Annotated in this window: 27 protein-coding genes; 11 read left to right on the top strand and 16 right to left on the bottom strand. The window is 71.6% G+C overall.

The window, feature by feature from the left end:
- The first annotated feature begins 183 nt into the window (after positions 1–183).
- Complete coding sequence (locus ABIC61_RS08520) at positions 184–1,101, top strand: serine hydrolase domain-containing protein (protein WP_354029565.1); 918 nt, start codon at positions 184–186, stop codon at positions 1,099–1,101.
- Positions 1,102–1,189: 88 nt separating this feature from the next.
- Complete coding sequence (locus ABIC61_RS08515) at positions 1,190–3,142, top strand: potassium transporter Kup (RefSeq protein WP_354029564.1); 1,953 nt, start codon at positions 1,190–1,192, stop codon at positions 3,140–3,142.
- Between the two features lie 72 nt (positions 3,143–3,214).
- Here ABIC61_RS08515 and ABIC61_RS08510 read toward each other — a convergent pair whose 3' ends face one another.
- The 5 genes from ABIC61_RS08510 to ABIC61_RS08490 all read right to left on the bottom strand — a co-directional run bounded on the left by ABIC61_RS08510 (position 3,215) and on the right by ABIC61_RS08490 (position 6,840).
- A complete protein-coding gene (locus ABIC61_RS08510; protein ID WP_354029563.1) occupies positions 3,215–3,904 on the bottom strand; it encodes a cation diffusion facilitator family transporter in 690 nt (229 codons plus the stop codon).
- The gene (gene cmtR / locus ABIC61_RS08505) at positions 3,901–4,254 is read right to left on the bottom strand and encodes a Cd(II)/Pb(II)-sensing metalloregulatory transcriptional regulator CmtR (protein WP_144755832.1); all 354 of its coding nucleotides are present in this window, start codon (positions 4,252–4,254) and stop codon (positions 3,901–3,903) included. Before cmtR ends, ABIC61_RS08510 begins: the two co-directional genes overlap by 4 nt.
- Before the next feature lie 50 nt (positions 4,255–4,304).
- Positions 4,305–5,219: a DUF808 domain-containing protein gene (locus ABIC61_RS08500; protein WP_354029562.1), complete on the bottom strand. Its 915-nt coding sequence runs from the start codon at positions 5,217–5,219 to the stop codon at positions 4,305–4,307.
- A 29-nt stretch (positions 5,220–5,248) separates the two neighbouring features.
- Positions 5,249–6,214, bottom strand: coding sequence for a helix-turn-helix transcriptional regulator (locus tag ABIC61_RS08495; RefSeq protein ID WP_354029561.1), 966 nt, complete (start codon positions 6,212–6,214; stop codon positions 5,249–5,251).
- Positions 6,215–6,279: 65 nt separating this feature from the next.
- Positions 6,280–6,840, bottom strand: a complete 561-nt coding sequence (locus ABIC61_RS08490) for a GNAT family N-acetyltransferase (protein WP_354029560.1) — start codon at positions 6,838–6,840, stop codon at positions 6,280–6,282.
- 121 nt (positions 6,841–6,961) lie between these two features.
- Between ABIC61_RS08490 and ABIC61_RS08485 the strand changes: the two genes are divergently transcribed.
- Entirely contained in the window at positions 6,962–7,915 is a 954-nt protein-coding gene (locus ABIC61_RS08485; protein ID WP_354029559.1) for a manganese catalase family protein, read from the top strand.
- A 6-nt stretch (positions 7,916–7,921) separates the two neighbouring features.
- Here ABIC61_RS08485 and ABIC61_RS08480 read toward each other — a convergent pair whose 3' ends face one another.
- Both ABIC61_RS08480 and ABIC61_RS08475 read right to left on the bottom strand, forming a co-directional pair.
- Entirely contained in the window at positions 7,922–8,356 is a 435-nt protein-coding gene (locus tag ABIC61_RS08480; protein WP_354029558.1) for a VOC family protein, read from the bottom strand.
- A gap of 57 nt (positions 8,357–8,413) precedes the next feature.
- Complete coding sequence (locus ABIC61_RS08475) at positions 8,414–9,184, bottom strand: Ltp family lipoprotein (RefSeq protein WP_354029557.1); 771 nt, start codon at positions 9,182–9,184, stop codon at positions 8,414–8,416.
- A 161-nt stretch (positions 9,185–9,345) separates the two neighbouring features.
- On the opposite strand from ABIC61_RS08475, the gene ABIC61_RS08470 reads away from it, so the two are divergent.
- The gene (locus tag ABIC61_RS08470; RefSeq protein WP_354029556.1) at positions 9,346–9,615 is read left to right on the top strand and encodes a hypothetical protein; all 270 of its coding nucleotides are present in this window, start codon (positions 9,346–9,348) and stop codon (positions 9,613–9,615) included.
- A 13-nt stretch (positions 9,616–9,628) separates the two neighbouring features.
- Here ABIC61_RS08470 and ABIC61_RS08465 read toward each other — a convergent pair whose 3' ends face one another.
- The 3 genes from ABIC61_RS08465 to ABIC61_RS08455 are packed head-to-tail and all read right to left on the bottom strand — an operon-like array spanning position 9,629 to position 11,042.
- Positions 9,629–10,024: an arsenate reductase ArsC gene (locus tag ABIC61_RS08465; RefSeq protein ID WP_354029555.1), complete on the bottom strand. Its 396-nt coding sequence runs from the start codon at positions 10,022–10,024 to the stop codon at positions 9,629–9,631.
- Positions 10,021–10,434: a VOC family protein gene (locus ABIC61_RS08460; protein ID WP_354029554.1), complete on the bottom strand. Its 414-nt coding sequence runs from the start codon at positions 10,432–10,434 to the stop codon at positions 10,021–10,023. The genes ABIC61_RS08465 and ABIC61_RS08460 overlap by 4 nt, the downstream gene beginning before the upstream one ends.
- A 17-nt stretch (positions 10,435–10,451) precedes the next feature.
- On the bottom strand, positions 10,452–11,042 hold the full coding sequence (locus tag ABIC61_RS08455) for a TetR family transcriptional regulator (RefSeq protein ID WP_354029553.1): 591 nt from the start codon (positions 11,040–11,042) through the stop codon (positions 10,452–10,454).
- Between the two features lie 106 nt (positions 11,043–11,148).
- On the opposite strand from ABIC61_RS08455, the gene ABIC61_RS08450 reads away from it, so the two are divergent.
- On the top strand, positions 11,149–12,093 hold the full coding sequence (locus tag ABIC61_RS08450) for an aldo/keto reductase (RefSeq protein ID WP_354029552.1): 945 nt from the start codon (positions 11,149–11,151) through the stop codon (positions 12,091–12,093).
- Between the two features lie 64 nt (positions 12,094–12,157).
- Here ABIC61_RS08450 and ABIC61_RS08445 read toward each other — a convergent pair whose 3' ends face one another.
- On the bottom strand, positions 12,158–12,736 hold the full coding sequence (locus tag ABIC61_RS08445) for a TetR family transcriptional regulator (protein ID WP_354029551.1): 579 nt from the start codon (positions 12,734–12,736) through the stop codon (positions 12,158–12,160).
- Between the two features lie 68 nt (positions 12,737–12,804).
- Between ABIC61_RS08445 and ABIC61_RS08440 the strand changes: the two genes are divergently transcribed.
- Positions 12,805–13,569, top strand: coding sequence for an SDR family NAD(P)-dependent oxidoreductase (locus ABIC61_RS08440; RefSeq protein ID WP_354029550.1), 765 nt, complete (start codon positions 12,805–12,807; stop codon positions 13,567–13,569).
- 7 nt (positions 13,570–13,576) lie between these two features.
- Here the strand turns inward: ABIC61_RS08440 and ABIC61_RS08435 are convergent, their stop codons facing one another.
- On the bottom strand, positions 13,577–14,143 hold the full coding sequence (locus tag ABIC61_RS08435; RefSeq protein ID WP_354029569.1) for a TetR/AcrR family transcriptional regulator: 567 nt from the start codon (positions 14,141–14,143) through the stop codon (positions 13,577–13,579).
- A 94-nt stretch (positions 14,144–14,237) separates the two neighbouring features.
- On the opposite strand from ABIC61_RS08435, the gene ABIC61_RS08430 reads away from it, so the two are divergent.
- On the top strand, positions 14,238–15,098 hold the full coding sequence (locus ABIC61_RS08430) for an SDR family NAD(P)-dependent oxidoreductase (protein WP_354029549.1): 861 nt from the start codon (positions 14,238–14,240) through the stop codon (positions 15,096–15,098).
- Positions 15,099–15,176: 78 nt separating this feature from the next.
- On the opposite strand, the gene ABIC61_RS08425 is transcribed toward ABIC61_RS08430, so the two are convergent.
- The 3 genes from ABIC61_RS08425 to ABIC61_RS08415 all read right to left on the bottom strand — a co-directional run bounded on the left by ABIC61_RS08425 (position 15,177) and on the right by ABIC61_RS08415 (position 19,642).
- Complete coding sequence (locus ABIC61_RS08425; RefSeq protein ID WP_354029548.1) at positions 15,177–16,550, bottom strand: hypothetical protein; 1,374 nt, start codon at positions 16,548–16,550, stop codon at positions 15,177–15,179.
- A 335-nt stretch (positions 16,551–16,885) separates the two neighbouring features.
- Positions 16,886–17,476, bottom strand: coding sequence for a TetR/AcrR family transcriptional regulator (locus ABIC61_RS08420; RefSeq protein ID WP_354029547.1), 591 nt, complete (start codon positions 17,474–17,476; stop codon positions 16,886–16,888).
- A gap of 72 nt (positions 17,477–17,548) precedes the next feature.
- Positions 17,549–19,642: an MDR family MFS transporter gene (locus tag ABIC61_RS08415; RefSeq protein ID WP_354029546.1), complete on the bottom strand. Its 2,094-nt coding sequence runs from the start codon at positions 19,640–19,642 to the stop codon at positions 17,549–17,551.
- A gap of 109 nt (positions 19,643–19,751) precedes the next feature.
- Between ABIC61_RS08415 and ABIC61_RS08410 the strand changes: the two genes are divergently transcribed.
- The 3 genes from ABIC61_RS08410 to ABIC61_RS08400 all read left to right on the top strand — a co-directional run bounded on the left by ABIC61_RS08410 (position 19,752) and on the right by ABIC61_RS08400 (position 23,830).
- Positions 19,752–20,228, top strand: a complete 477-nt coding sequence (locus ABIC61_RS08410; RefSeq protein ID WP_186322056.1) for a MarR family winged helix-turn-helix transcriptional regulator — start codon at positions 19,752–19,754, stop codon at positions 20,226–20,228.
- Between the two features lie 114 nt (positions 20,229–20,342).
- On the top strand, positions 20,343–22,172 hold the full coding sequence (locus ABIC61_RS08405; protein WP_354029545.1) for a DEAD/DEAH box helicase: 1,830 nt from the start codon (positions 20,343–20,345) through the stop codon (positions 22,170–22,172).
- 344 nt (positions 22,173–22,516) lie between these two features.
- Positions 22,517–23,830, top strand: a complete 1,314-nt coding sequence (locus ABIC61_RS08400; RefSeq protein WP_354029544.1) for a fibronectin type III domain-containing protein — start codon at positions 22,517–22,519, stop codon at positions 23,828–23,830.
- Between the two features lie 99 nt (positions 23,831–23,929).
- Here the strand turns inward: ABIC61_RS08400 and ABIC61_RS08395 are convergent, their stop codons facing one another.
- Entirely contained in the window at positions 23,930–24,853 is a 924-nt protein-coding gene (locus ABIC61_RS08395; RefSeq protein ID WP_354029543.1) for an NAD-dependent epimerase/dehydratase family protein, read from the bottom strand.
- A gap of 126 nt (positions 24,854–24,979) precedes the next feature.
- Here ABIC61_RS08395 and ABIC61_RS08390 point away from each other — a divergent pair, with 126 nt between their 5' ends.
- Positions 24,980–25,717, top strand: coding sequence for a TetR/AcrR family transcriptional regulator (locus ABIC61_RS08390; RefSeq protein WP_354029542.1), 738 nt, complete (start codon positions 24,980–24,982; stop codon positions 25,715–25,717).
- Positions 25,718–25,905: the final 188 nt, after the last annotated feature.

Below are 25,905 nucleotides of genomic sequence, written 5' to 3'. Positions count from 1 at the left end.
GGGTGTTCTCCGCGCGCCCGGCGGTGTGGTGGGGGGGGGCGCCGCCGCTATTCTCCGCGGGCGGCGCCCCCCCCCCGCCCCCGGGCGGGGGGGGGGGGGGGGGCGGGGGGGGGGGGGCCCCGGGCCCCCCCCGCCTCCAGTCCGTTCCGGGGTCACCACGCGCGCGGCGCGAGAAGATGGGGTGTGAGCTCCGCGCAGACGATCCTGGACGCCCTCGTCCGCCGTGTCGACGAGACCGGGTTCGGCGCCCAGGGACTGCACGTGCGCGTCGGCGACGACGACGTCGAGCACCACTGGGCACCCGACGTCCGACGCGAGGTCCACTCCGTCGCGAAGGGCGTCTGCGTCCTCGCCGCCGGGATGGCCGCGGACGACGGGCTCGTGGACGTCGACGAGCCGGTCGCCTCGTCCCTGCCCGACTGGACGTTCGGCGCGGGGACCGAGGAGGTGACCCTCCGGCACCTCCTCACCATGACGAGCGGCGTGGACATGCCGTGGTCCGAGACGGAGCTGACCGACTGGCCGGACCTGGCGGCGGAGTTCCTCGGGCGGCCCTCCCGCGGGCGGGTGTTCCAGTACGCGAACGCGAGCACGTACACGGCGATGCGGGTGCTCGCGACGCGCATCGGCGACGTGGGGGAGTACGTGTCCCGCCGGCTGTTCGACCCGCTCGGCATCGAGGACGTCGCCTGGCAGCGCTGCCCGAACGGCTTCGTCGCCGCCGGTGAGGGCCTGGCGCTCCGGACGGAGGAGCTCGCCCGGCTCGGACAGCTGATCCGGGACCGCGGGGTGTTCGGGGGTCGGCGCATCGTCGGTGCGCGGTGGTGCGACGCCATGCACGGCGACTGGGTCGAGCGCGAGGGGACCGGGCCGGGCTACGAGCGGTACGCGATGGCAGGGTGGGGCGGACCCGGGCGGCTCTGGCGCCTGCACGGCGCGTACGGCCAGATGCTGCTGTTCGACCGCGACACCGACACCGACCGCGACGTCGACGGCGGCACCGTGGTGACCGTCACGGCCGACGACCACTTCGGCGCGGACGCCTTCGCGGCGGTCGTCGCCGACGAACTGGAACGGCAGCGGCCAGCGACTCCCGCATGATGTGCGCGCGCTGCGAGCGTGGCGAGGTCGGCGGTGCGAGGATGAGCGGCGGCCGTCGCCCGGACGGCCGGAGACGGAAGTGACGAGCGTGACCGAGACCCGCTCCGAGACACCGACGACCGAGACCGCCGAGGACGGCGGACACGGCGCGGTCAAGAAGGGCGCCGCCGTGCTCGCCCTCGCCGCCCTCGGGGTGGTGTTCGGCGACATCGGCACGAGTCCGCTGTACGCCCTGCGGACGGTGTTCACGATCGACGACGGCATCGTGAAGGCGAACCAGGAGGACGTCTACGGCGTGATCTCGATGATGTTCTGGAGCATCACGATCATCGTCTCGATCAAGTACGTCCTCGTGCTCATGCGCGCCGACAACGACGGCGAGGGTGGGGTGATGGCCCTCGCGGCACTCGCCCGCAGGCTCTACGCGAAGCGTCGCGGCGGTGCGGTGATCTTCCTGGTCATCGGGATCGTCGGCGTCTCGCTCTTCTACGGCGACTCGGTCATCACGCCCGCGGTCTCGGTGCTGTCCGCGGTCGAGGGCCTCGGTACCGCCGCACCCGCGGTCGGGCACCTGATCGTGCCGATCGCCGCGGTCATCCTCGTCGTGCTGTTCGCTGCCCAGCGGTTCGGCACCGGCAAGGTCGGCAATCTCTTCGGCCCCGTGATGCTGCTCTGGTTCGTGGTCATCGCGGCCGCCGGGGTACCGCACATCATCGCCCACCCCGGGGTGCTGCAGGGGCTGTCGCCGACGTGGGCGATCGCCTTCACGTTCGCGCACCCGTACATCACGTTCGTGGCGATGGGCGCCGTCGTCCTGGTGATCACCGGCGCCGAGGCCCTCTACGCCGACATGGGGCACTTCGGCCGGCCGGCGATCCTCCGGGCCTGGTTCTTCGTCGTGTTCCCGGCGCTCGTGCTGAACTACCTCGGCCAGGCCTCCCTCGTGCTCCGCGACCCGTCGGCCGCCAAGGACCCGTTCTTCCTGCTGTTCCCGGACGCGCTCCGGCTGCCGGTCGTGGTGCTCGCGACGATGGCGACGGTGATCGCCAGCCAGGCCGTGATCTCGGGTGCCTTCTCGCTCACCCGTCAGGCCGTGCAGCTCGGCCTGCTGCCGCCCCTGACGATCCGCCAGACCTCGCGGCGGGAGAGCGGCCAGATCTACCTGCCGGCCGTGAACCTGCTGCTGTTCATCGGCGTGCTGGCGATCATGCTCGCATTCCGGTCCTCGGCGAACCTCGCCACCGCGTACGGGGTGTCCGTGACCGGTGCACTGGTCGTCGACACCCTCCTGCTGTTGCTCGTCGTGCGGCCGCTCTGGAAGTGGAAGCCGTGGAAGCTCGTGCTCGCCGCCGTGGCGTTCGGCGGACTCGAGCTGACCTTCCTGGCCGGCAACCTGTCGAAGATCATCCACGGAGGGTGGGTGCCGCTCCTCATCGCGCTCGCGGTGATCACGGTGATGACGACGTGGCGCCGCGGTCGGGCGCTCGTGCAGGAGGAACGCAAGGAACGGGAGGGTTCCCTCGCCGACTTCATCGAGCGCGTGAACGAGGACCACGTCCCGCGCGTGCCCGGTGTCGCGGTGTTCCCGCACCCGAACAAGGAGACGACGCCGCTCGCCCTCCGCGCCAACGTCGACCACAACCACGTGCTGCACCGGACCGTGCTCATCGTGTCCGTCCTCACCGCCAACGTGCCCCACGTGCCGCACGCGCGGGCGTTCTTCCGCGACGACCTCGGGTACGAGGACGACGGCATCGACCACATCACCATCAAGTTCGGGTTCTCGGACGACCAGGACCTGCCGAAGGCCCTGCACGCCGCGTGCCTGGCCGAGGTGCTCGACATCGACCCGGACGAGATGGAGCACGCGTCGTACTTCATCTCCCGCGGCGCGCTCCGGCCGACGCCGGGGCACCGCGGCATGGTCGGGTGGCGGAAGAAGCTGTTCGTCGGGCTCGCGCACAACGCGGCCGACCCGGCAGCGCGGTTCGGCCTGCCGGCCCACCGCACGGTGACCATGGGCAGCGACGTCGAGATCTGACGACGCCGACGGGCTGTCGGACTGGAGGCGCGTGGCGCGCCCGCACCGTGCCTCCAGTCCGTCAGTGGACCGTCAGCAGCAGTCGCACGCGTCGCCCGCGCGCTCACCCGTGAGCGCCGCGACCGGCTGCTTGCAGGCGTCGCCGCGCCACGCCTCGAGGCCCTCGCGCACCGCGAAGACGACCACGACGAGGCCGGCGACGGGGTCGGCCCAGGTCCACCCGAACAGGGTGTTGAGGAGGAGTCCGACCAGGACGGCGGCGGAGAGGTAGCTGCACACGAGCGTCTGCTTGGAGTCCGCGATCGCCGACGCCGAGCCGAGTTCCGTGCCCGTCCGCCGTTCGAGCAGGCTGAGGAACGGCATCACGGCCAGGCTGACCGCTGCCAGCACGATGCCGACGGTGCTGTGCTCCGGCTCGCGCAGCCCGGTCAGCGTCAGCACGGCGTCGACGGTGACGTAGAGCGCGAGTCCGAAGAACGACACGGCGATGACCCGGAGCGCCGTCCGCTCGCGTGCCTCCGGGTCACGCCCGGCGAACTGCCACGCGACGGCCGCTGCCGACAGGACCTCGACGATCGAGTCCAGCCCGAAGCCGATGAGCGCGGTGGACGACGCCACCGAGCCCGCGGCGATCGCGACGACCGCCTCGACCACGTTGTAGGTGATGGTCGCGGCGACGATCCACCGGATGCGCTTCCGGAGGAGCGCCTGCCGCGCGGCCGTCGGGGCGGGACGGACGCCGATGGACACCGCGCCGGTCATGCGCCCGGTCCGCAGCAGAGCGGGACGTCGCAGTCGTCGTCGGTGCAGCCGACGCCGTCGTCGACGGCGAGGACGACGTCGACCAGGGACTCCAGCGCCCGGGTGAGGTGCGCGTCGGCGATCTCGTACCGGGTGCGACGCCCTTCGGGGACGGTCGCGACGATGCCGCACCCGCGCAGGCACGCGAGGTGGTTCGACACGTTCGCCCGGGTGAGGCCGAGTTCGTCCGCGAGCTCGGAGGGGTACCCGGGGGAGTCGAGGAGGCGCAGCAGGATCCGTGCGCGCGTCGGATCGGCGAGGGCTCGACCGAGGCGGTTCATCACGTCGAGTCGCGGGGCGGCGGTCAGCATGGCGCAACTGTACAGCGTTCGCTGAACAGTGTCACGGCCCGAGGTCTCCCTCAGTGGGCGGTGTGGCTGCCCTGCGTGGACCGGCTGCGCTCCGTGGACCGGCTCCGCAGTCGTCCGACCCCGAGCGCGATCGCGACGACCACGAGACCGAGCAGCAGACCGAACACTGCCGAGATCGCCGTGTCGACGATCCACGTGACGACGGGCCCGGCGGCCTCGACCCCGTGCTCGACGACGTGCAGCAGGTCGTACGGCCCGTGCCAGAACGTCTCCGCCAGGTTCGCGATGACGAGGTGCCCGCCGACCCAGAGCATCGCGACGGTGCCGACGATGCTGATCACCCGGAAGACCGTGGGCATCGCGAGCACGATGCGCGCCCCGGAACGCCGGGTCCGACGGACGGGGTGCTTCATCATCTGCAGGCCGATGTCGTCGACCTTCACGAGGAGCGCGACGGCGCCGTAGACCAGAGCCGTCATGCCGAGCCCGATGACGATCAGCGCGCCGAGCGTGAGCCAGGTCCCGAGGTCCGGGTCGAGGCTCGCGAGCGCGATGAGCATGATCTCGGTGCTCAGGATGAGGTCCGTGCGGATGGCGCCGAACACCAGCTTCCGCTCGTCGGCGGAGGGCTCGTCGCCGGTGGCGTGGTGGTGGCCGAACCACTCGGTGACCTTCTCGGCGCCCTCGAAGCACAGGTAGGTGCCGCCGATGAGCAGCAGCCACGGCAGCACCCACGGCGCGAACGCCGACAGCAGGAGCGCCAGCGGGATGATGATGATGAACTTGTTGAAGAGGCTGCCGAGTGCGATCCGGCCGACGACCGGCAGTTCGCGGGCGGGGGTGAGTCCCTGGACGTACTGCGGGGTGACCGCGGCGTCGTCGATGACGACACCCGCCGTCTTGGCACTGGCCTTCAGCGCTGCGGAGAGCACGTCGTCGACGATGGCGAGCAGACCGACTGACATGGGCTCACCCTAGCGGGAGCCGCGAGCCCCTAGCGGGGACCGCGTCGCCCGCGGAGGGTCTCGGACGGCGGCTCGCCGTACACGTCGGCGTAGTAACCCGAGAAGCGACCGAGGTGGTGGAACCCCCACGACACGGCGATCTCGGCGACGGTCGTCCCGTCGGGGTCGGCGGCCAGCAGGTCGGACCGGACGCCGTGCAGACGCGTCTCGCGCAGGAACTGCATCGGCCGTACGCCGACGTGCCGCTGGAACGCCGCCTGCAGCCCGCGCGCGCTGACGCCGGCCGCCTCGCTCACCTCGGCGACGGTGAGCGGTCGCCGGGCGTTCGCGACCATCCACTCCTTGGCGAAGCGGATCGTCGACGAGCCGACGGCCGCCGTCGGCGCTCGCGACGGGGTCGCGTCGAACGCGGCGACGACGGCGTCCGCGATGGACTGGTTCCACCGGGCCCGGTCCGCCGCGGGCGTCGAAGCGTCCAGGAGGCGCGGTGCGGCTTCCCCGATCCGGCTGCGGAGTCGACGGAGCGCGTCCACCCCGAGCGCGCCCCGGAACGCGAGCTGCCGCGGCTCGTCGTCACCGCGCCGGGCCGCCGCGATCGACTCGAGGAAAGCCCCGCCGAAGCGCACCGAGTGCTGCCCGGACGGGAGTCCGTCGAAGCGGAAGTCGCGGCCGGCCGGGTACATCACGGGGATGCCCGGCAGGAGCTGGACGGGGTCGCGGGAGTCGGTGTCGATGGTCATGCCGGGCGACGTCGCCCACACGAGGACGTAGTCGGTGCCGGGCGAGATCGTGCCCCAGCGGTGTGCCGCGACGTCCGAGGTCCCCATGGTGACGTCCTGGTCGCCGACGGCTCGGAAGCGGTAGGCGAACCCGTCCCGGGCGGCCTCGCCGATGTGGATGTCGCGGCTGGCGTACGCACGCTCGTACAGTGCGACGGCGTCGTCGACGAGGGAACCCCGACGATCGACGTGGATCGGCGTCACTGCTGATTGCATACCCGTCCAGTGTCGTCCATCCCGGCGCGGAAGGGACCCCCACTGCGCGGGACGGCTGGGCGAGATCAGAGGTCGAGGCGGTTCCAGGTCTGTGCTCCGCGGCCGTCGTCGGGCTCCGGGTGGGCAGTGGTCGCAGCGGGGTCGTGGACGAACCCGAGCCGCGCGGCGACCCGGAACGACGGCGCGTTCCACGCCCGGATCGTGGCCCAGAGCCGTTCGTACCCGATGGCTCGTGCCGCTGCGACGACGGCAGTGGCTGCCTCGGTGGCGTGCCCGTGTCCGTGCGCGGCCTCGAGGAACTCGTACGCGAGCTCGGGCTCCTCCGGTGTCGACCGCCCGACGACGAGTCCGCAGTACCCGAGGGGCGACCCGGTCGCGGCCAGTCGGACCGGGTAGAGCGGCAGCGCGGTGCCGATCGTGCCGGCGAGGGACAGCACCGAGGTCGCGGCCGCGTCGTGGTCCGGGCGACCGGCGGTCCGGGGAGTCGGCGGTTCACCCCGACGGGCGGCAGCGGCACTCCGTTCGCCGACGAGGTCCGCGTACCAGTCGGCGTCGCCGTCCGACCAGCCGTCCAGGACCAGCCGGGTCGTCCGGAGGCGGTGGGGCATCGACGCCGGCGTCTGCATGCGTCGACGCTACCCACGGCTCGCCCCCACTGCGCTTGCTGGCTGAACCGTAAGGGCTGCCAGTCGGCCCCGAGGACGGTGAGGTCAGCGGTGACCAGCCGCTCGACAGCAAGGAGGCTCCATGTACTTCCACGCACAGACCTGGATCAACGAGATCGCCGACGGCGAGCCGGACCCCGCAGCCGCGAACGCCCTGCAGGAGGGCCTCGGCGGGCAGTTCGGCGAGATGCGCACGATGATGCAGTACCTCTTCCAGGCGATGAACTTCCGTGGGCCGGCGGCGAAGCCGTTCCGCGACCTCATCCAGGGCGTCGGGACCGAGGAGATCAGCCACGTCGAGCTCATCGGGACCACGATCTCCCGCCTGCTCGACGGTGCTCCGGGGTACTCCGGCAAGGTCACCGACCCGGTGGACAAGCCCGGTGCGAAGGGTGCCACGCCGCTGAACATCGCCCTCGACACGGGCAACATCCACCACTACCTCGTCGGTGCCCAGGGCGCCCTGCCGGTCGACGCGGCCGGCAACCCGTGGAGCGGCAGCTACGTCTACAACTCCGGCAACCTGCCCCTCGACCTGCTCTACAACCTCATGCTCGAGTCGACCGGGCGCCTGCAGAAGTGCCGCATCTACGAGATGACCGACAACCCCACGGCCCGTGGCACCATCGCGTACCTGATCGTCCGCGACCAGGCGCACGAGAACGCCTACGCCAAGGCACTCGAGGCGCTCGGTGTCGACTGGAAGACCCTGCTGCCGATCCCGAAGACGAACGCCGAGCGCTTCCCCGAGGTGAAGCAGCTCGTCGACCTCGGTCTGCAGAGCAAGCAGTACAGCTTCGACCTCGACGGGGCGTCCGAGGCGGCGAAGATCTTCCGCGGGGCGTCCCCGTCGAAAGACGGCACCGACCTGTCCGCCACCGAGCAGGCACCCGTCGGCGTCCCGTCGTTCATCGCGCCGGAGCGGCTCGAGGAGTTCGCGCCGGGACTCGACGCTGACCTCCTCGCGCTCATCCAGCAGACCGCGGAACTCGAGCTCGACCAGGCCGAGGTGCCGCAGTACGGCCCGGTCGCCTGACCGGGATCAGTCGAGGCAGAACTCGTTGCCCTCGACGTCCTGCATGACGATGCACGACTCGTTGACCTCGTCCGCGAGCACCCGGCGGAACTGCGTGGCCCCGAGGGTGACGAGCCGGTCGCTCTCGGCGTCGAGGGCGGCGAGTCGTTCGTCGCCGACCATCCCGGTGCCGACGCGGACGTCGAGGTGCACGCGGTTCTTCACGACCTTGCCCTCCGGCACCCGTTGGAAGAACAGCCGTGGGCCGACGCCGGTCGGGTCGACGCACGCGAACGCCGACCCCTGGTGCTCGAGCGGCAGCGACCGGTCGAAGGCGTCCCACGAGTCGAACCCGGGCGGTGGCGGCGGCACCACGTAGCCGAGCACCTCGCACCAGAAGCGCGCCACCCGCTCGGGTTCCGCGCAGTCGAACGTCACCTGCACCTGCCGCACCGTCGCCACGCACCGACGGTACAGCGAAGGCCCCGTCCGGGGACAGGGCCTCCGCATCGGTAGGGGTCAGTCGTTGATGTGCGCGATCGCGTAGTCGGCTTCGGCCGGCAGGAACTTCTCGCCGTACTCGCTGACGAGTTGGTCGCGGATGGCGGCCGGCGACATCGACATGTCCTCCTGGTACGACTTGGCCTTCGCGAGTGCGTTCGCGTTCCAGTCGGCCTTGACAGTGTCGATCGCGTACTGCGCGGCCTCGGGCGAGAACTGCTCGCCGTACTCCGACGTCAGCTGGTCGTAGATGCCGGCCTTGCTCATGTGCATGATCTCGGCGTAGCTCTCGGCCTTGGTCAGCGCGGAGGTGTACTCCACCGGCACCGACGCCTCCTCGGGCGCTGCTTCAGTGCTCTCGGACGCTGCCTCGGAGGGCTCAGTGCTCTCCGACTCGTCGGCCGTCGCCGGCTCGGGAGTCGCAGACTCGGCCACGACGGAGGAGTCCTTCGCGGCCTCGGCGCCCGAGTTGAAGGCGGCGCCGATCCCGGCCGCGAAGGTGATGGACGTGAGCGCGGCGACTGCACCGAGCACGAGACCGGTGATGGCCATGCCCTTCGACTGCTGCTTGCGCAGCGCGATGACGGCGAGGACGATCGCGACGATGCCGACGATCGCACCGAACACCGGCGCCCATCCGAACACGAACGCTGCGATACCGACGACGAGCGCGGCGATGGCGAGACCGCCGGCGCGCTTCTGTGGGGCGGGAGCGCCTGGGTAGGGCGCGTAGGCCTGGCCGGCCTGACCGGGCTGGGGCTGCTGGTACGGGGGAGGAGTCTGCGACATGCCGCTCCCCTGCGGCTCGGGTGTTGTCATACTCCTCAGTATCTCAAAGATGAGAGTTTCCCCATAAAGCTCTTCGACAATGCTGTGCCCCAGTTCGGGTGCCAGCCGGCGGTCGCCGCGACAGCTGAACGGCGCGCAGCCGTCCTCCGTATGCTCGCGGCATGGCTGACTTCACCGCATCCCAGGCCGCCGTCGTCCGGATCGAGCGCGCCGAGGAAGGGCGCTGGGACCTCACGGTGATCAGCGACTCCGGTGTGCGGATGGGGCACGGCGAGTACCTCTTCGACGCCGCGGACGACGATGCCGCCGGCGAGCAGGCCGCCGCGCTCGACTTCGTGCGCGACTACGGCTTCCGGTTCGAGTCCGACGCCGTCGTGGCCGACGGGCCGGACGCGTACTGGGCGCCGCTGCTCCCGATCGACGCGCGGTAGGTCGGACACCGCCTCAGAGTGACGCGATCAGGCCCTCGACCCGGGCACGGATCGCGTCGCGGATCGGCCGGACGTCCTGGATCGGCAGCCCGGCCGGGTCATCGAGCGACCAATCCTCGTAGCGCTTGCCGGGGAAGACCGGGCAGGCGTCCCCGCACCCCATCGTGATCAAGACGTCGGACTCCCGCACGGTGTCCGTCTCGAGCACGGCAGGCTCGGCGCCGGCGATGTCGATGCCGTCCTCGGCCATCGCCTGCACGGCGACCGCGTTGACCCGGTCGGCCGGTTCGCTGCCCGCCGAGAACACGCGGACGCGGTCTCCGGCGAGGTGCTGCAGGTACCCCGCCGCCATCTGCGATCGTCCGGCGTTGTGCACGCAGACGAACAGGACCGTCGGACGATCGCTCACGCCAGCGCCGACGCCTCGAAGCCGATCAGCCACGTGACGCCGAAGACGTCCCGCACGGTGCCGTCCCAGTCGCCCCACGGCCGTTCCTGGAGCGGCTCGACGATCGTCCCGTCGGCGGCGAGGTCGTCGAACCACCCCCGGAGGACGTCGGGCTCTGCGGCACCGAGCAGCGAGAACATCAACCCGGTCGAGGTGAAGGCGGTGTCGTCGGTCCCGGCGTCGGCCGCGAAGAGCTGCAGCCCGCCGGCGAGCTGGCCGTGCGCGACCGCGTCGACGGGACCGTCGTCGCGTGAGAAGTCCGCGAAGGTCGCGATCCGCACCTCGCCGCCGAACACCCGCTGCCAGCGGTCGAGAGCCCGACGCGCGGTGCCGTCGAGGAGGAAGTAGGGCGAGGGCCCGCTGACGTTCATGCCCGCACCGTACCCGCTCAGACGGCGGCGCGGAGCGTGTCGAAGGTCCGGCGCAGGAGTGCCGGCGCCGGTTCGTCGGTGACGGACCACCGCGTGATCGCGACGTCGAAGCACCCGAGGGACGCCTGCACGAGGACGGCCGCGCGGAGTTCGACGTCGGCGCCGTCGAGCCTGGCGGTCACGAGCGGCGTCAGCACCTCCGCCCACGCGAGGTGCTTCTCGAGGTTCCGGGCCCGCAGCGAGGGCGTCGACATCATCACCCGGACGGACCGTCGGCCGTACTCGACGTCCTCGTCGGCGCGGACCATCATCCCGGCGAACGCCTCGCTCAGGGACTCCCACACGGGCTCGGTCGCGGGACGCTCCTCGAACGCGGCGGCGAGGGCACCGCGGTGCCGGCCGGGGTCGCCGATGACGGCGTCCTCCTTCGCCGGGAAGTAGCGGTGGAAGCTGCGTGCCGAGATGCCGACCTCGGCGGCGATCTGCTCGACCGTCACGGCGTCGAAGCCCTGTTCGTCGAAGCGGGCGACCGCGACCGCGGCGATGCGGGACCGCACGGCCTCGCGGGTGATGTCCCGCAGGCCGCCCCGCACGTTCGTCTCGCTCACGTTCGCATCCTACCATGCGCGACGCTTCGTGCCGAAGTTGACAGAGTCTGACAGAAACGGCGTACAGTGTCACGTGCTCGACACGGACACCACGAAAGGACGACACATGCAGCAGCGCACACTCGGAACACAGGGGCTCTCGGTCGGGTCGATCGGCTACGGCGCGATGGGCACGGTCTTCGCGTACGGCCCGACCGACGACACGGAGTCGATCGCCGCGATCCGCCGCGCCCACGAACTCGGCGTCACCCACTTCGACACCGCGGAGATGTACGGCTGGGGTGACGGGGAACGACTCCTCGGCGCCGCGCTCGCCCCGATCCGCGACGAGGTCACGATCGCGACGAAGTTCGGGTTCACCACCGACGACTGGAAGCCGGACTCCCGCCCCGAGCACATCCGCCAGGTCGTCGACCAGAGCCTCACCAACCTCGGCATCGACTCGATCGACCTCCTGTACCAGCACGTGCACGACCCCGCCGTGCCGGTCGAGGACGTCGTCGGCGTCATGCAGGAGTTCGTGCAGGCCGGCAAGGTCGAGTACCTCGGGCTGTCGAACACGGACGGCGAGCACATCCGCCGCGCCCACGCCGTGCACCCGATCTCGGTGTTCCAGACCGAGTACTCGGTCTTCGCGCGGGAGTCCGAGGAGCTCTTCCCCGTCGTCGACGAGCTCGGCATCGGTCTCGTCGCGTACTCACCGCTCGCCCGCGGGTTCCTCAGCGGCGCCGTCCGCCCGCGTGCCGACCACCCGGAGGGCGACATCCGGCACATCCTCGAGTGGTGGGCTCCGGAGCACTTCGACCAGAACGTCGTCGTGGCCGAGGGGCTGTCGAGGATCGCAGCCGAGCGCGGGATCTCGCTCGCGCAGTTGTCCCTCGCGTGGATCCTCGCCCAGCGTGACGACATCGTCCCGATCCCGGGTTCGAAGAACCCGGTCCGCGTCGCGGACAACGTTGCGGCAGCAGACGTCGTCCTGACGGCCGACGACCTCGCGCGCATCGACGCGCTGTCCCGTGACGTGCGCGGCAAGCGCATCCGCAGCCACTGATCGAGATGGTCACCCGGTGACGGACTGGAGGCACGTGGCGGCGTCGACCCGTGCCTCCAGTCCGTCAGTGGAACAGCCCCAGGGCCTCGTCCACCACGTCCTCCGGCCGCCCGTCGCCGTGCAGCGCCCACCAGGTGAGCGCGGCGCTCGCCGCCGCGGCGAGGGCGTGCGCCCGCACGGTCGTCGTCAGGTCGTCGACCGTCCCGCCGTCGCGCTCAGCGACGAACCGCTCGATGACACCGGTGAGCGCGTTCGACGCAGCCTCGCCGCCGCGTTCGAGCGACGGGTTGGCCCGGATCACGCGGAGTCGGTGTCGGGTGACCTCGACGGTACCGTCCGGGAACGTGGCTCCGACACGGTAGGCCGCGCGGAGTGCGACCCAGGCGGACTCGGATGCCGGCCGCACGCGGAGTTCGTCGGTGAACCGGACCGCGAACTCGTCGAGGCCGCCCCACACGAGCGCCGCCTTGCTGGGGAACAGTCGGAACAGTGATCGACGGCTGATCCCGGCGGCCGTGGCGACGTCGTCCATCGACACCGCGTCGAAGCCCCGCTCGTCGAACATCCGCAGTGCGACGAGCGAGACCGCAGCCGGGTCGATCGTCCGGGGGCGGCCGGTCTGTCGGTCGCTCGTCGAGCTCATGGATTCCTTTCGGCACTGAGTGCTACAACCAGCATGGCGCATCGAGCGCCTCTCAGTGAGGAGACGACATGACCGACACCACCGCCGGACGGTTCACCGGCAGGACCATCATCGTCACCGGAGCGGGGTCCGGCATCGGACGCGCCACGGCGACGCGGGTCGCGAACGAGGGTGGGCGTGTGATCGCCACCGACGTCGTGCCTGAGCGGCTCGACGCGTTGCGTGCCGAGCTGACCGGCCTGCCCGGCGCCGTCGAGACCGTGGTCGGGGACGTCGCCGCGGACGACACGATCGACGCCCTGATCGCCGCCGCGGGGGAGCGCATCGACGGACTCGCGAACGTCGCCGGCATCATGGACGCCTTCCTGCCGCCGAGCGAGGTCGACGACGCCACCTGGGACCGCGTGTTCAGTGTGAACGTCACCGGGCCGATGCGCCTCACACGGGCGGTCCTGCCGCTGATGATCGCCGCCGGCCGAGGGGCCGTCGTGAACGTGGCGTCCGAAGCCGCGCTCCGGGCCTCGGCTGCCGGTGCTGTGTACACGGCGTCGAAGCACGCGATCGCCGGGTTCACGAAGAGCGTCGCGTTCTTCCACGGGCCGCAGGGCATCCGCGCCAACGCGGTCGCGCCGGGAGCGGTCGCCACGAACATCGAGGCGCCGATGCGCAGCGAGTACGCGGCGGGCCGGGTCGGTCCGATCATGCAGGTGGCCATCCCGCCGGTCGCGCAGCCGGAGCAGCTGGCGGCCGCGATCACCTGGCTGCTCAGCGACGACTCGGCGAACGTGAACGGCGCGGTGCTGCCGAGCGACGGCGGCTGGTCGGTCGTCTGACGGCCGCTCAGGCCCGGAGGGCGGCGGCGACCGTCGCCACGACGACCGTGCGTCGGCGGCCCGCCCCGACCTCGTCGGTCAGTCGGGCGTACTCCGGGGTGGCACCGCTCCAGAGCGCGGCGGTGTGGATGACGACTCCGAGGAGCTCCGACGGTGAGAACGTCGAGGACAGCCGGCCGTCGCGCTGGGCCTCCTCGATCGCCCGGAGCTTCCCGGCGTTGCTCCGGACGACGGCGTCGATCGGGTGGTCGGAGTCGCCCCGCTCGAGCCGGTACCAGGTCGCCAGTCGCTGCACCCACGGTCGGCGCACGTAGGAGTCGTGGAGGCGTCCGGCGTACTCGGCCAGGTCGTCCGGGTCGATCGTGACCTCGTCGAGGGTCTCCGCCACCATGGCGTCGAAGACCGCGTCGAACAGGCCGTCCTTGCTGCCGAAGTAGTGGTAGATCTGCGCCTTGTTGCTCGCGGCTGCGGCGGCGATCCGGTCGACGCGGGCACCGGCGATGCCGACGGCGGCGAACTCGTCGCGCGCGGCGAGCAGCAGGCGGGCGCGGGTCGCGTCGGCATCACGGGGCATGGGCACGACGGCATGCTATCAACCGGACGGTTGACAACCGAGCGCAGCGGGTGTTCCATGGCTGCTGTCAACCAACCAGTCAGTTAGGAACACCATGTCCGTCTTCCTCGTCACCGGCGCCTCGCGAGGCCTCGGTCGCTCGATCGTCACCGCCGCGCTCGCCGCCGGCCACCAGGTCGTCGCCGGGGTGCGTGACCTCCACGCCCTCGACGACGTCACCGTCCCCGAGGGGTCGGTGCTCGTGCCCGTCGCGCTGGACGTCACCGACGCCGACGCTGCCCGCACCGCTGTCCACACGGCCGTCGAGCGGTTCGGCCGGCTCGACGTGCTCGTGAACAACGCCGGGTACGCGAACCTCGCGAGCATCGAGGACGTCGAGCCCGACGACTTCCGCGCACAGGTGGAGACGAACCTCTTCGGCGTGGTGACCCTGACGCAGGCCGCGCTGCCGGTGATGCGGGAGCAGGGGAGCGGGCACGTCGTGCAGGTGTCGTCCGTCGGCGGTCGCCTGGCCACCCCGGGCCTCGGCGCGTACCAGACGGCGAAGTGGGCGGTCGGCGGGTTCTCGTCCGTGCTCGCCGCCGAGGTCGCGCCGCTCGGGGTCCGCGTCACCGTCCTCGAGCCGGGCGGGATGCGCACGGACTGGGCCGGCTCGTCGATGCGGGTCGCGCCGGTGCGTCCCGAGTACGCGGCGACCGTCGGAGCCTCTGCCCGCATGCACGGGGGCACGAACATCGGAGCGAGCGACCCGGACCTCGTCGCGCAGCTCGTGCTCGAGGTGGTCGCGATGGACGAGCCGCCGCTCCGCCTGCTCGTCGGCCCCGACGCCTACGGCATCGCCACCGCCGCGGGTCGGGCGCTCCTCGCCGAGGACGAGCGGTGGGAGACCCTCAGCCGGTCGACCGCCGCTGCTGACGCGACGCCCGAGCAGCTGGACCCGCTCGCGCACGCCTGACGGATCGCGCTCCGGACAGAGCAGTGCCGCGGTGTGCGTCGTTGCACACCGCGGCACTGCCCGGTCGTTCTCGGTCGCTCAGGCGCGGTGGCGGCTGCGCCGGAGGCGACGGATCCCGAGGAGCGCGACACCGGCGGCGAGCAGGCCAGCCGCCCAACCGATCGGCGTCGTGGTGTCGGCGCCGGTGTAGGCGAGCTCGTCGGTCGTGGCCACCGGATCGGACGTGGCGACGGGGCTGAGTGCGCCCGACGTGGTCTGCGTGATGCGGACCTCGGTCGGCAGCGCCACCACCTGCGTCGGGACGTCCGGCTCGCTGACGGGCGTGGTCGGCGTGACCGGGGTTGCCGGTGTCGTCGGCGTCGTCGGCTCGGTCGGGGTCGTCGTCGGCGTGGTGTCGACCACCTCCACCGCGAACGTGACGGACACGCAGTCCACCGTGAGGGTCAGGATGTGCGGGGAGGCGTGCGGGAACGTCACGGTGAACCCGCCGTCGGTCGGCACGATGACGTCGGTCTCCTGGTCCGAGGTGAGCTGGACGACATCGCTCACGTCCACGCGGTTCCAGTTCGCGTCGAACGCCCACGGGACGACGGTGATCGATCCGTCCTCGTCGACGCGGATCGGGGCCGGAGCGGTCGTGCCGTCCGGGGCGACCCACGTGTACGAGCCGTCCGAGGCAGCGGGGACGCTGTACACGGCGGCGCCGAGGTGGGCCGCCTCGGTGGGCTCGACGGTGATGCGGATCCACTGGCTGGCGGAGCCGCAGTCGTTCGTCGCCGTGACCAGGGCGGTGAAGGTCCCCGACGTCGTGGGGACGCCGCTGAGGATGCCGTGGCGGAACGACAGGCCCTCGGGCAGGACGACCGCGCCGCCCTCGACGGTCGTCAGCGTGTAGGTCGCGCCGTCGGCGTGCTGGGCGCGGAGGTCGGCCGTGAAGTGCTCGCCGGCCTGCACGGTGGGCAGGACGACCGGGGCGGACTGCGACGAAGTGGAGGAGTAGGTCGGGGCCGGTCGGTGGTCGTCGCCGTGGCCGGGCGTGCTCGGTCGGCTGGTCGGGGTCCGGCCGGTCGTCGTCGTCGACGAGGTCGGCTGTCGGCCTGCGGTGGCCGGGGCCGTCGTGGTTGCGGCCGGGGCGGCGGGAGCGGCCGGGGTGGTCAGCGTCGGTGCTGTCGTCGCGGCCGGGGCAGCGGGTTCCGGTGCCGTCGGTGTGCTCGGCGTGGCCGCGGTCGACGGTTCGGGGGCGCTCGCCGTGGTGTCGGCGGAGGGCGTCGGCGTCGCCGGTGCCGCGACGGTGTCGGCGGGGGCGGGCGCGGACGTCGACGTCGACGTCACCGCGTCCGGGGACGCCGTGACGGCCATCGCGGGGACGATGCCGAACGCGCTCGTGACCAGGACGGTGCCGGTCGCTGCGGTGATGAGGGCTGCTGTGCGACAGCTCGGACGGTGCTTCATCGGGTCGGGCTCCTCGACGTGCGAGCGGCTGTCGGGACAGCCGGGACCAGCCGTCGGGTACGGCCGGTTGCTCGGAGCGTAGGCGCGCTTCGAGTCGCCCAGGAGGACTCCTGCGGGATGCCGAACGCGACCTGTGGGACCACGCAGCCCCGCGGTTTGCCGCAATCCCGCACTGCGCGACGCGCCCGGCGTTGCGGGGTCGTGACGCGCCTCCAGGCCGGGTCCCCGTGCACATGGCGGAGGCGAGGGTCGACGCGGAACGACAAGTCCGACGTCGTTCCGCAGCGGCTCGCGACGCCGGGCGCGCCCGACCCGACCCACCCCGCGCGTCCGCGTCAGGCGGAGGCGAGCGCGCCCATCTCGCCCACCACGGCGCGCAGCCGCGTGGCGAGCTCCTCGGTGCTGCCGACGGTCTCGCGGTGGGCGACCTCGGTCAGCGCCGACATGACCAGGGCGACCGCCGTCCGCGCGGTCCGCTCGTCGGTCCGGGTGCCCACGGTGGCGAGGAGCGACTGCCGCGACTCGGCCATCCACTGCATCACCATCGGGGTCATCTCCGGCCGGAGCACGAGCAGCTCCTTCATCCGGCGACGGTCCTGCGACAACGGCACGGCCCGGGCGACCAGGCGGCAGAGGTCGTCGACCAGGCGTCCGTCGGCGGCGGCGAACCAGGTCGCGGCGGCCTCCGGGACCTCGACGGTGTCGAGCCCGAGGGCGGCGTGCGCCTTCGACGTGAAGTAGTTGAAGAAGGTCCGCGGCGACACGTCGGCGTCGGCGCAGATCTTCTCGACGGTGACCCCGTCGAGGCCGTTCGCGGACACCAGGGTCAGCGCGGCGTCGTGCAGCGCCTGGCGGGTCTGCTGCTTCTTGCGTTCACGGAGCGTGCACGGCTCCGTCGCCGCTGTCGCTGCCGGGGTGGTGGTCACGTGGACTCCTGGAGGTGGGGTGGGTGGGGCGCCCGTCCACGAAGGGGGACAGCGGACGGACGCCCCGGTCGGTCACCGACGCTGCGTCGGTGTGGATCCGGTCATCGGACCCGTGAAGGACCCGGCTTCGGCGGCGGCCAGGCCTGCCGATGCCTCGAGTTCGTCCTCCGGCGAGGGGCCGGACCCGGAACCGCCGGACCCGGACCCACCGGCGGCGTCGGCGCGCTCCTGCAGCGCCGAACGCTGGCGGAGCGGCGGCACCCGGAAGAACCAGGTGAGGACGAACGCGAGCAGGATCACGCCGAGGCCGACCCAGTAGATCGTCACCGACGAGGCGTTGAAGCCCGCCATGAACGGTCGGGTCAGCCGGGTGTCGGCGCCGGTCAGGAACGAGGTGTCGTTCGTGCTGATCGTGCTGTTCGAACCACTGCCGTCGGAGACCTGCTTCGCCACGGCCGGGGTGAGCTCGCCGACCCAGTACGAGCGCTGGGACGCGTCCGACCAGTCGACCACGAGCGTGCCGTCCTGCACCGACGCGTGCGCCTTGTCGGCCGCGGCGGCGAGGGCGGCGTCCTGCACGGCGGCGGGAGCGCTGGCGGTCGACTGCCGCACCTGGGCGGTGACGTCGTCGAGCGAGGACTGCACGTTCTGCTCGAGCGGCGTGACGATCGGCGACCAGATCTTCTCCATGACGCCGCGGTTCTCGGAGGCGGTGGCCACGGTCGGGTTCGTCGCCGCGTCGAGGGCGGAGCGCAGGTCGGTCCGGTCCGCGGTGGCGTGCAGGATGTTCGACGGCATCACCGAGAACAGGATCGACAGCAGCACGGCGGTGCCGAGCGTTCCACCGATCTGGCGGAAGAACGTGGCGGACGACGTGGCGACGCCCATGTCACGGGCCTCGACCGAGCCCTGCGACGCCAGGGTCAGCGACTGCATGACCGAGCCGAGCCCGAGGCCGATGAGGAACATGCCGATCATCAGGAACCAGAGCGGCTTGTCGATGCTCATGAACGTCAGGACGACGTAGCCGGAGGACACCAGGGCCGTGCCGATGACCGGGAAGATCCGGTAGCGGCCGACCCGGGCGACGATCTGACCGCTCGTGATCGAGGCGATCATCAGGCCACCGACGAGGGGCAGCGTCGCGAACCCGGACTCGGTCGGGGTGAGGCCGACGACGATCTGCAGGTACAGCGGGATGGTCAGCATGGCGCCGAACATCGCGAAGCCGACCAGGAAGCCGATGACGGTCGCCATCGAGAACGTGCCGGAGCGGAAGAGCTTGAGCGGGATGATCGCCGCGTCGCCCATCTTCGACTCGATGACCAGCAGCGCGACGAGGCCGACGACACCGATGACGTAGCAGGCGATCGCCGCGGGCGAGCCCCAGCCCCAGGTGCGGCCCTGTTCGGCGACGAGCAGGAGCGGCACGAGCGTGACGATGACGGCGGTCGCGCCCCACCAGTCGACCTTGGGCTTCGCGTCGTCGGCGCTGTGCACCTTCGGCAGGTGCAGGAAGACGAGCACCATGACGAGCGCGGCGATGCCGATCGGCACGTTGATGAGGAGGACCCAGCGCCAGCCGGTGATCCACAGGATCTCGGAGGAACCGGCGAGCAGGCCGCCGATGAGCGGGCCGATCACGGACGAGATGCCGAACACCGCGAGGAAGTAGCCCTGGTACTTCGCGCGCTCACGCGGGGCGAGGATGTCACCCATGATCGCGAGCGGCAGCGACATCAGCGCACCGGCACCGATGCCCTGCACGGCGCGGAAGCCGGCGAGCATGAGCATCGACGTGGACATCGACGAGAGCACGGCGCCGAGGATGAACACGACGATGCCGAAGATGTAGAGCGGGCGCCGGCCGAAGATGTCGGACAGCTTGCCGTAGATCGGCGTCGCGATGGTCGAGGTGATGAGGTAGGCGGTCGTCACCCAGGCCTGCTGGTCGAGGCCGTGCAGGTCGTCACCGATCGTCCGGATCGCCGTGCCGAACACCGTCTGACCGAGGGACGACAGGAACATGCCCGCCATCAGCCCGTAGATCACGAGGAGGATCTGGCGGTGGGTCATCAGCGGCTGCTGGCCGGGGGCGTCGGGGGTCGTGGGGACCCCTGCCGCGCGTCGGCCGTGCTGCACCGGGACGGGTGCGGTGGCGGTCATCGAACTCCTTGCTTCGTGCTGTGTTTCCTGCTGTGAAAGTTTGCAGACCGCGCAACGATACATCCATTGCTTCCGGCAAGCAACTAAATGTGACCACTACGCTGACCGGGTGACCGCCGAACGGGACGATGCCGAGCGACTGCTGCGCGCGCAGCTCGACCGACTCTGGGTGCGGCAGACCCTGCGGGCGTCGCTCATCGAATCGCGCGGGGGACTCGACCCGACGGCGCGCGTGATCCTCCGCGCGGTGGACCACTTCGGTGCCGTGCGCTCGATGGCCATCGCGGACGCCACCGGGCTGTCGCGGCCCGTGATCAGCCGCCGCGTCGCCTCCCTCGTGGAGTCCGGCTACCTCGGCACCACGCCCGATCCGGCGGACGGACGCGCCAGCCTGGTGTCGATCGCCCCCGCCGGACGCACGCTCCTCGACACGCTCGACGTCGCCGGCGCCGAGGTCTTCGACGACCTCACCCAGGCGTTCGCGACGGGCGAGCTGCACACCCTGGCCGGGTTGCTCGCGCGCCTCAACGACCGCGCCGACGCGGTCCTCGGCGTGGGCGCGACAGCGCGACGCGACCCGGCCTGAGCGCGCGGCCGACGCCCTGCAGGTGCCCACGCGGCGGCCTGGAGGCGCGGTGCGGGCCCGCCCCGTTCCTCCAGTCCGTCACTGCTGACGCCGTATTCGAGATACCGTTTGCGCATGAGCACGGACACCGCCACCACCACCGAGACCGCCGACGAGGGGCCCGTGGTGACCTTCGCCGACCTCGGCCTGAGCGACCCGGTGCTCAAGGCCGTCAAGGACATCGGCTACGAGACCCCCTCCGCCATCCAGGAGGCAACGATCCCGACGCTGCTCGAGGGGCGCGACGTCGTCGGCCTCGCGCAGACCGGAACCGGCAAGACGGCGGCGTTCGCGCTGCCGATCCTGTCCCGCATGGAGGCGGGCAGCAAGGTGCCGCAGGCGCTCGTGCTGTCCCCGACCCGTGAACTCGCGCTGCAGGTCTGCGAGGCGTTCGAACAGTTCGCCTCACACATGAAGCACGTGCACGTCCTGCCCGTCTACGGCGGCCAGGCCTACGGCGTGCAGCTCTCGGCCCTGCGCCGCGGCGTCGACGTCGTCGTCGGCACGCCCGGTCGCATCATGGACCACATCGCCAAGGGCACGCTCGACCTGTCCGAGCTGAAGTACCTCGTGCTCGACGAGGCCGACGAGATGCTCAAGATGGGCTTCGCCGAGGACGTCGAGACGATCCTCGCCGAGACCCCGGACGACAAGCAGGTCGCGCTGTTCTCCGCGACGATGCCCGCCCAGATCCGTCGCATCTCGCAGCAGTACCTCACCGACCCGGCCGAGATCACGGTCAAGACGAAGACGAAGACCGCGGCGAACATCACGCAGCGGTACCTGATGGTGTCGTACCCGCAGAAGGTCGACGCGCTCACCCGCATCCTCGAGGTCGAGGACTTCGAGGGCATGATCATCTTCGTCCGCACGAAGAGCGAGACCGAGACCCTCGCCGAGAAGCTCCGCGCGCGTGGCTACGCGGCTGCGGCCATCAGCGGTGACGTCGCCCAGGCACAGCGCGAGCGCACCGTGAACCAGCTGAAGTCCGGCAAGCTCGACATCCTCGTCGCCACCGACGTCGCCGCCCGCGGCCTCGACGTCGACCGCATCACGCACGTCGTGAACTACGACATCCCCGTCGACATCGAGTCGTACGTGCACCGCATCGGCCGCACCGGTCGCGCCGGCCGCAAGGGCGACTCGATCAGCTTCGTCACGCCGCGTGAGCGCCGCCTGCTCTCGGCCATCGAACGGCACACCAAGCAGCCGCTCACGCAGATGCAGCTCCCGACGATCGAGGACGTCAACGAGACGCGCCTGACCCGCTTCGACGACGCCATCACCGCGGCGCTCGAGCAGCAGGACCGGATCACCGCGTTCCGCGACATCATCGCGCACTACGTCGAGCACCACGACGTCCCGGCCGACGACGTCGCCGCCGCCCTCGCGGTCGTGGCGCAGGGCGAGGACCCGCTGCTGCTCGACCCGAAGGCCGACGCACTCCGCAACCAGGTGGACCGCGACCAGCGTCGCGGTGACCGCCGTGACGACGACCGTGGCGCACGCGGTGATCGTGCCGACCGCGGCGACCGTGCCGACCGGGGTCCGCGCCGCTCGCAGCCGATGACCGCGTACCGCATCGAGGTCGGCCGTCGACACCGTGTCGAGCCGCGCCAGATCGTCGGTGCGCTCGCGAACGAGGGTGGTCTGTGCCGCGACGACTTCGGGGCGATCCAGATCCGTCCGGACTTCTCGATCGTGGAGCTGCCGGCCGACATGGACGGCGGCGTGCTCGACCGTCTGACGGACACCCGGATCAGCGGGAAGCTCATCGAGATCAAGCCGGACCGCCGTGGTGGCGGTGGCGGTGCGCGTCGGTTCGACCGCGACGACCGTGGGCCGCGTCGCGAGGACCGCGACCGCGACCGCGACGACCGCGGGCCGCGCAAGCCGCGTTACTGACGCGAGTGCGCTGAGGACGGGAGGCGCGGTGCCAGCTGGCACCGCGCCTCCCGTCCTGTCTGTGGGTCTGTCCGGTGGCCGTTCCGCGCGTAGGGGGCTGATCCGCGCGTAGGAGGCAGTTTCGCGCGTAGGAAGCAGTTCCTTCCTGCCCCCTACGCGCGAAACGGCTTACTACTGCGGGCGTGATGGGATCTTCCGTCGCCGGGGGCCCCTCCTGTCCGGCTTGCGGGATGGCGCACGACGGACCGCACGATCCGCTCCCGATCGCCCCGGAGCCCCCGCGCGGTGGTGCAATTCCTGCAGCCGCGGCGCAGGGAAGCCACGGGGACGACAGGGGATCGATCGTGTACAGAGCAGTACTCACCGTCGCGGCCACCGCGGCGCTGGTGATCGGGGGAGTGACGCCCGCAGTGGCGGCTCCGTCGTCGGGGCTCCCGGGAGCGCCGACGTCCGCGCAGGTGAGCGGTTCCGGGGACGGTGCCGCCGTGACCTGGAGTCCGCCACGGTCGGGCGCGACGCCCACCGGGTGGCGGGTGACCGTCTCGCCGGACACGAACCAGCCCGGGCACGGCGTCGACCGGCTGCCCGCGAACGCCCGCTCGGACCGCTTCGGCTGGATCCGGGCTGGCGTGACCTACGCGTTCTCGGTGCGGGCGACGACCTCCCGTGGCACCGGACCCGAGGTTCGTGTCCGCTACACGGCGCCGCGGAGCACGACGGTCGCGCAGTCGCTCTTCGCGCTGGACGGCGCCGGTGCACTGGTGCGGTACCCGACGTCGGGCACGGGCGCTCCCCGCACGGTGACGGCTGCCGGCACCGGGTACACCGCGGACGACGTCGGCAACGTGTACGTCCCGTCGGCCGACCGCACCGCGATCCTGTTCCACCCCGCACGCGGCGGCGGTGCACGGGTGCTCGCGACCGGGCTGCACCTGACGCCGGACCTGCGCTCGGACGTCGCCGGCAACCTGTACTGGGTCGACTCGGTGTCCGGAGCGATCACGAAGCTCGGCCTCAAGGGCGGCTCCGTGTCGACCGTGCTGCCCTCGAGCGGCTCGGCGTGGACGGTCGGTCGCGACGGCACCGTCTCGGCCTTCACGGCCACGAACTCCGGTGGGACGGTGGTCACCGCGTCGCCGCAGGGCACCGTGCAGACCCGGACGGTCGCGGCAGCCAACGGCACCGCGATCGGGTACTTCGCCGGACTCCTCGCCGACGGGAAGGGCACGCTCTACGTCAGCTACCGCGCGTTCGGCGGGAGTTTCTACCACGGCTGGTGGTCCCTCGTGGCGGGGTCGTCGACCCTGCAGCAGGTGCAGACCCGCCTGGCGTACCAGTACAGCGCGACCAACGACAGCTCGCTGGTCCTCGGGCAGTCGGCCGAGTGGTGTGCCGCGATCGCCGAGCAGGGCCCGCCGAACCCGTGCGTCGCCGACCACACGGTCACACACCTCTGGTCGCAGGACGCCTCCGGCGCGACGGGGGAGGTCTCGACCAGCGGTGTGCTGGCGCGGCCGAACGGGCTGTGGCTCGGTGCTGCCGACACCGCAGGTGACCTGTTCGTGGACGCCGAGTCCGGTCTCTGGCGGATCCCCGCCGCCGGCGGGGCCGCGCAGCGGCTGTCGACGGCGCAGTGGTCACGGTTGCTGGTGATCTAGCGCGACCGCCTTGCGGACTGGAGGCGCGGTGCGGGCCCGCCCCGTGCCTCCAGGCCGGTGCACACAGAAACGCACCAAGTGGTGCGGAGATGTCTACGCCTACACGCCGTCCGCCGTGCGGCGGCACACCTCGTCCCACGGCGTCGGCTCGATCCCGAAGTGCGCCCGGGTCTCGGTGTCGTCGACCACGTAGGGTGCAGTCCACTGGTAGCTCATCTGGGCGATCTCGCGCATCATCGGCGAGACGAGCCCCATCGCGCGGAGCATCCCCGCAGGCAGCCGTCGAACCGTCACCGGGGGCTTGCCCGCCGCTGCCAGGACCTCGGTGAGGGCCTGCTGCTGCGACCGCGGCGCGTTGCTCGGCACCATCCACGTGCGACCGTGCGAGCTCGGGTCATCCGCGGCGGCGACGAGCATCCGGGCGACGTCGAGCACGTCCGTGAAGGTGTGCGGCAGGTCGGTCCGGCCGACCATCGACACGGCCTTGCCCTGGAGCGCTGCGGGCAGCACGCGGGTGATGTGCCCGTTCTCGCCGATGCCACGGCCGACGTAGTCCGAGGCGCGGACCTCGACGGCGCGGACCCGTCCGGCGTCGTGCGCGGCGAGGGCGTCGGCCCAGAGCCGTGCGCGGAGGATGCCCTTGTGGTCGGTCGCCGCGTCGGGCAGGTCCGGGCGCATCGGCCCGTCGACGGGGCCGTACGGGTAGAGGTTCCCGGTGATCGCGTACACCGCCTCCGTTCGTTCGGCCGCCGTGAGCAGGGAGGCGGCGAGCGGTGGCCAGGTCTGCTCCCACTGCGTGTAGTCCCCGGGGTTGGCGCAGTTGTAGAGGACTGCGGCTCCCTCGGTCGCCCGGGTGAGCGCGTCGGCGTCGGAGGCGTCGAGGGCGAGGTGCCCCACTGCCTCCAGGCCGGTGTCCCGACCCGATCGCGTGGCGACCGTGACGCGGTCTCCGCGCTCGGCGAGGAGGGCGGCGACGTGACGGCCCACGGGGCCGGCGCCGATGACGACGTGGTGCTGCGACATGGGTTCCTGCTTTCGTCTCGTTTGCGAGAGCACCGCTCTCGGAACTCAGCATGCACTGCTTCCGCACCATTTGCAAGAGCAGTGCTCTCACTTGTGTGCAGTGCTCTCTCATGGCAGGGTGGAAGCATGGCAGACCGGGCACCGACCGCACGCGAACTCGCTCGTGAGAGCGTGCACGCCAGCATCCTCGCGGCCGCCCGCGCCCGACTCACCGAGGAGGGTCCGTCCCAGCTGAGCCTGCGCGCGGTCGCGCGGGACGTCGGGATGGTGTCGTCCGCGGTCTACCGCTACTTCCCGAGCCGGGACGACCTGCTCACCGCGCTGCTCATCGCCGACTACGACGAACTCGGCGCCGCCGTCGAGGCCGCGGACGCCGCCGCCGGGCCCGGTACCGGGGCCCGCTGGGTCGCCGTGTGTCGTGCGATCCGCACGTGGTCGCTCGCGCACCCCGGGGACTTCGCGCTGCTCTTCGGATCGCCCGTCCCGGGGTACGCCGCTCCGCGCGAGACGGTCGAGCCGGCGTCCCGGACGACGCTCACGATCGTCCGGGTGGTGGCGGACGCGCAGGGTGCGTCTGCGTCAGCGCCTGCCGGGAGGCACGGATCGCCCGTTCCGCCCACGGCGGCTCCCGGGGTGGTCGGCACTGCGGTCGCCGACGGCGTGGCCTCGCTGCACGCGTTCGGCCTGGACCTGCCGGAGGAGGTCCTCCTCCGCGCGCTGATGGCCTGGACGACCGTGTTCGGGGTGATCTCCTTCGAGCTGTTCGGGCACTACGTCGGTTCGGTGTCGGACGGTGCGGCCTACTTCGACGAGGTCATCGCCCGGCTCGCCGACGACCTCGGGTTCGCCGCCGACTTCGGCTGACCGTCCCCAGATCGGGGCGCCGGACTGACGAACGACCCCGTCCTGCGGTAGACAGGTCGCTACGCCCGGATCGCACCCGACGGTCAGGGCGGACGATCGGGCAGCGGCACCTGGAGCCGGCGACCGGTCGGCAACCACCCCTCGGGCGCACGCCGCGGTCGGGGGCCGGCGGATCAGGGAGGCACGCT

The sequence above is a fragment of the Curtobacterium sp. 1544 genome (assembly GCF_040544915.1).
Lineage (GTDB): Bacteria > Actinomycetota > Actinomycetes > Actinomycetales > Microbacteriaceae > Curtobacterium > Curtobacterium pusillum_C.
The sequence above is the reverse complement of the archived record's forward strand: the minus strand, read 5'-3'. Positions and strand labels throughout refer to the sequence as shown.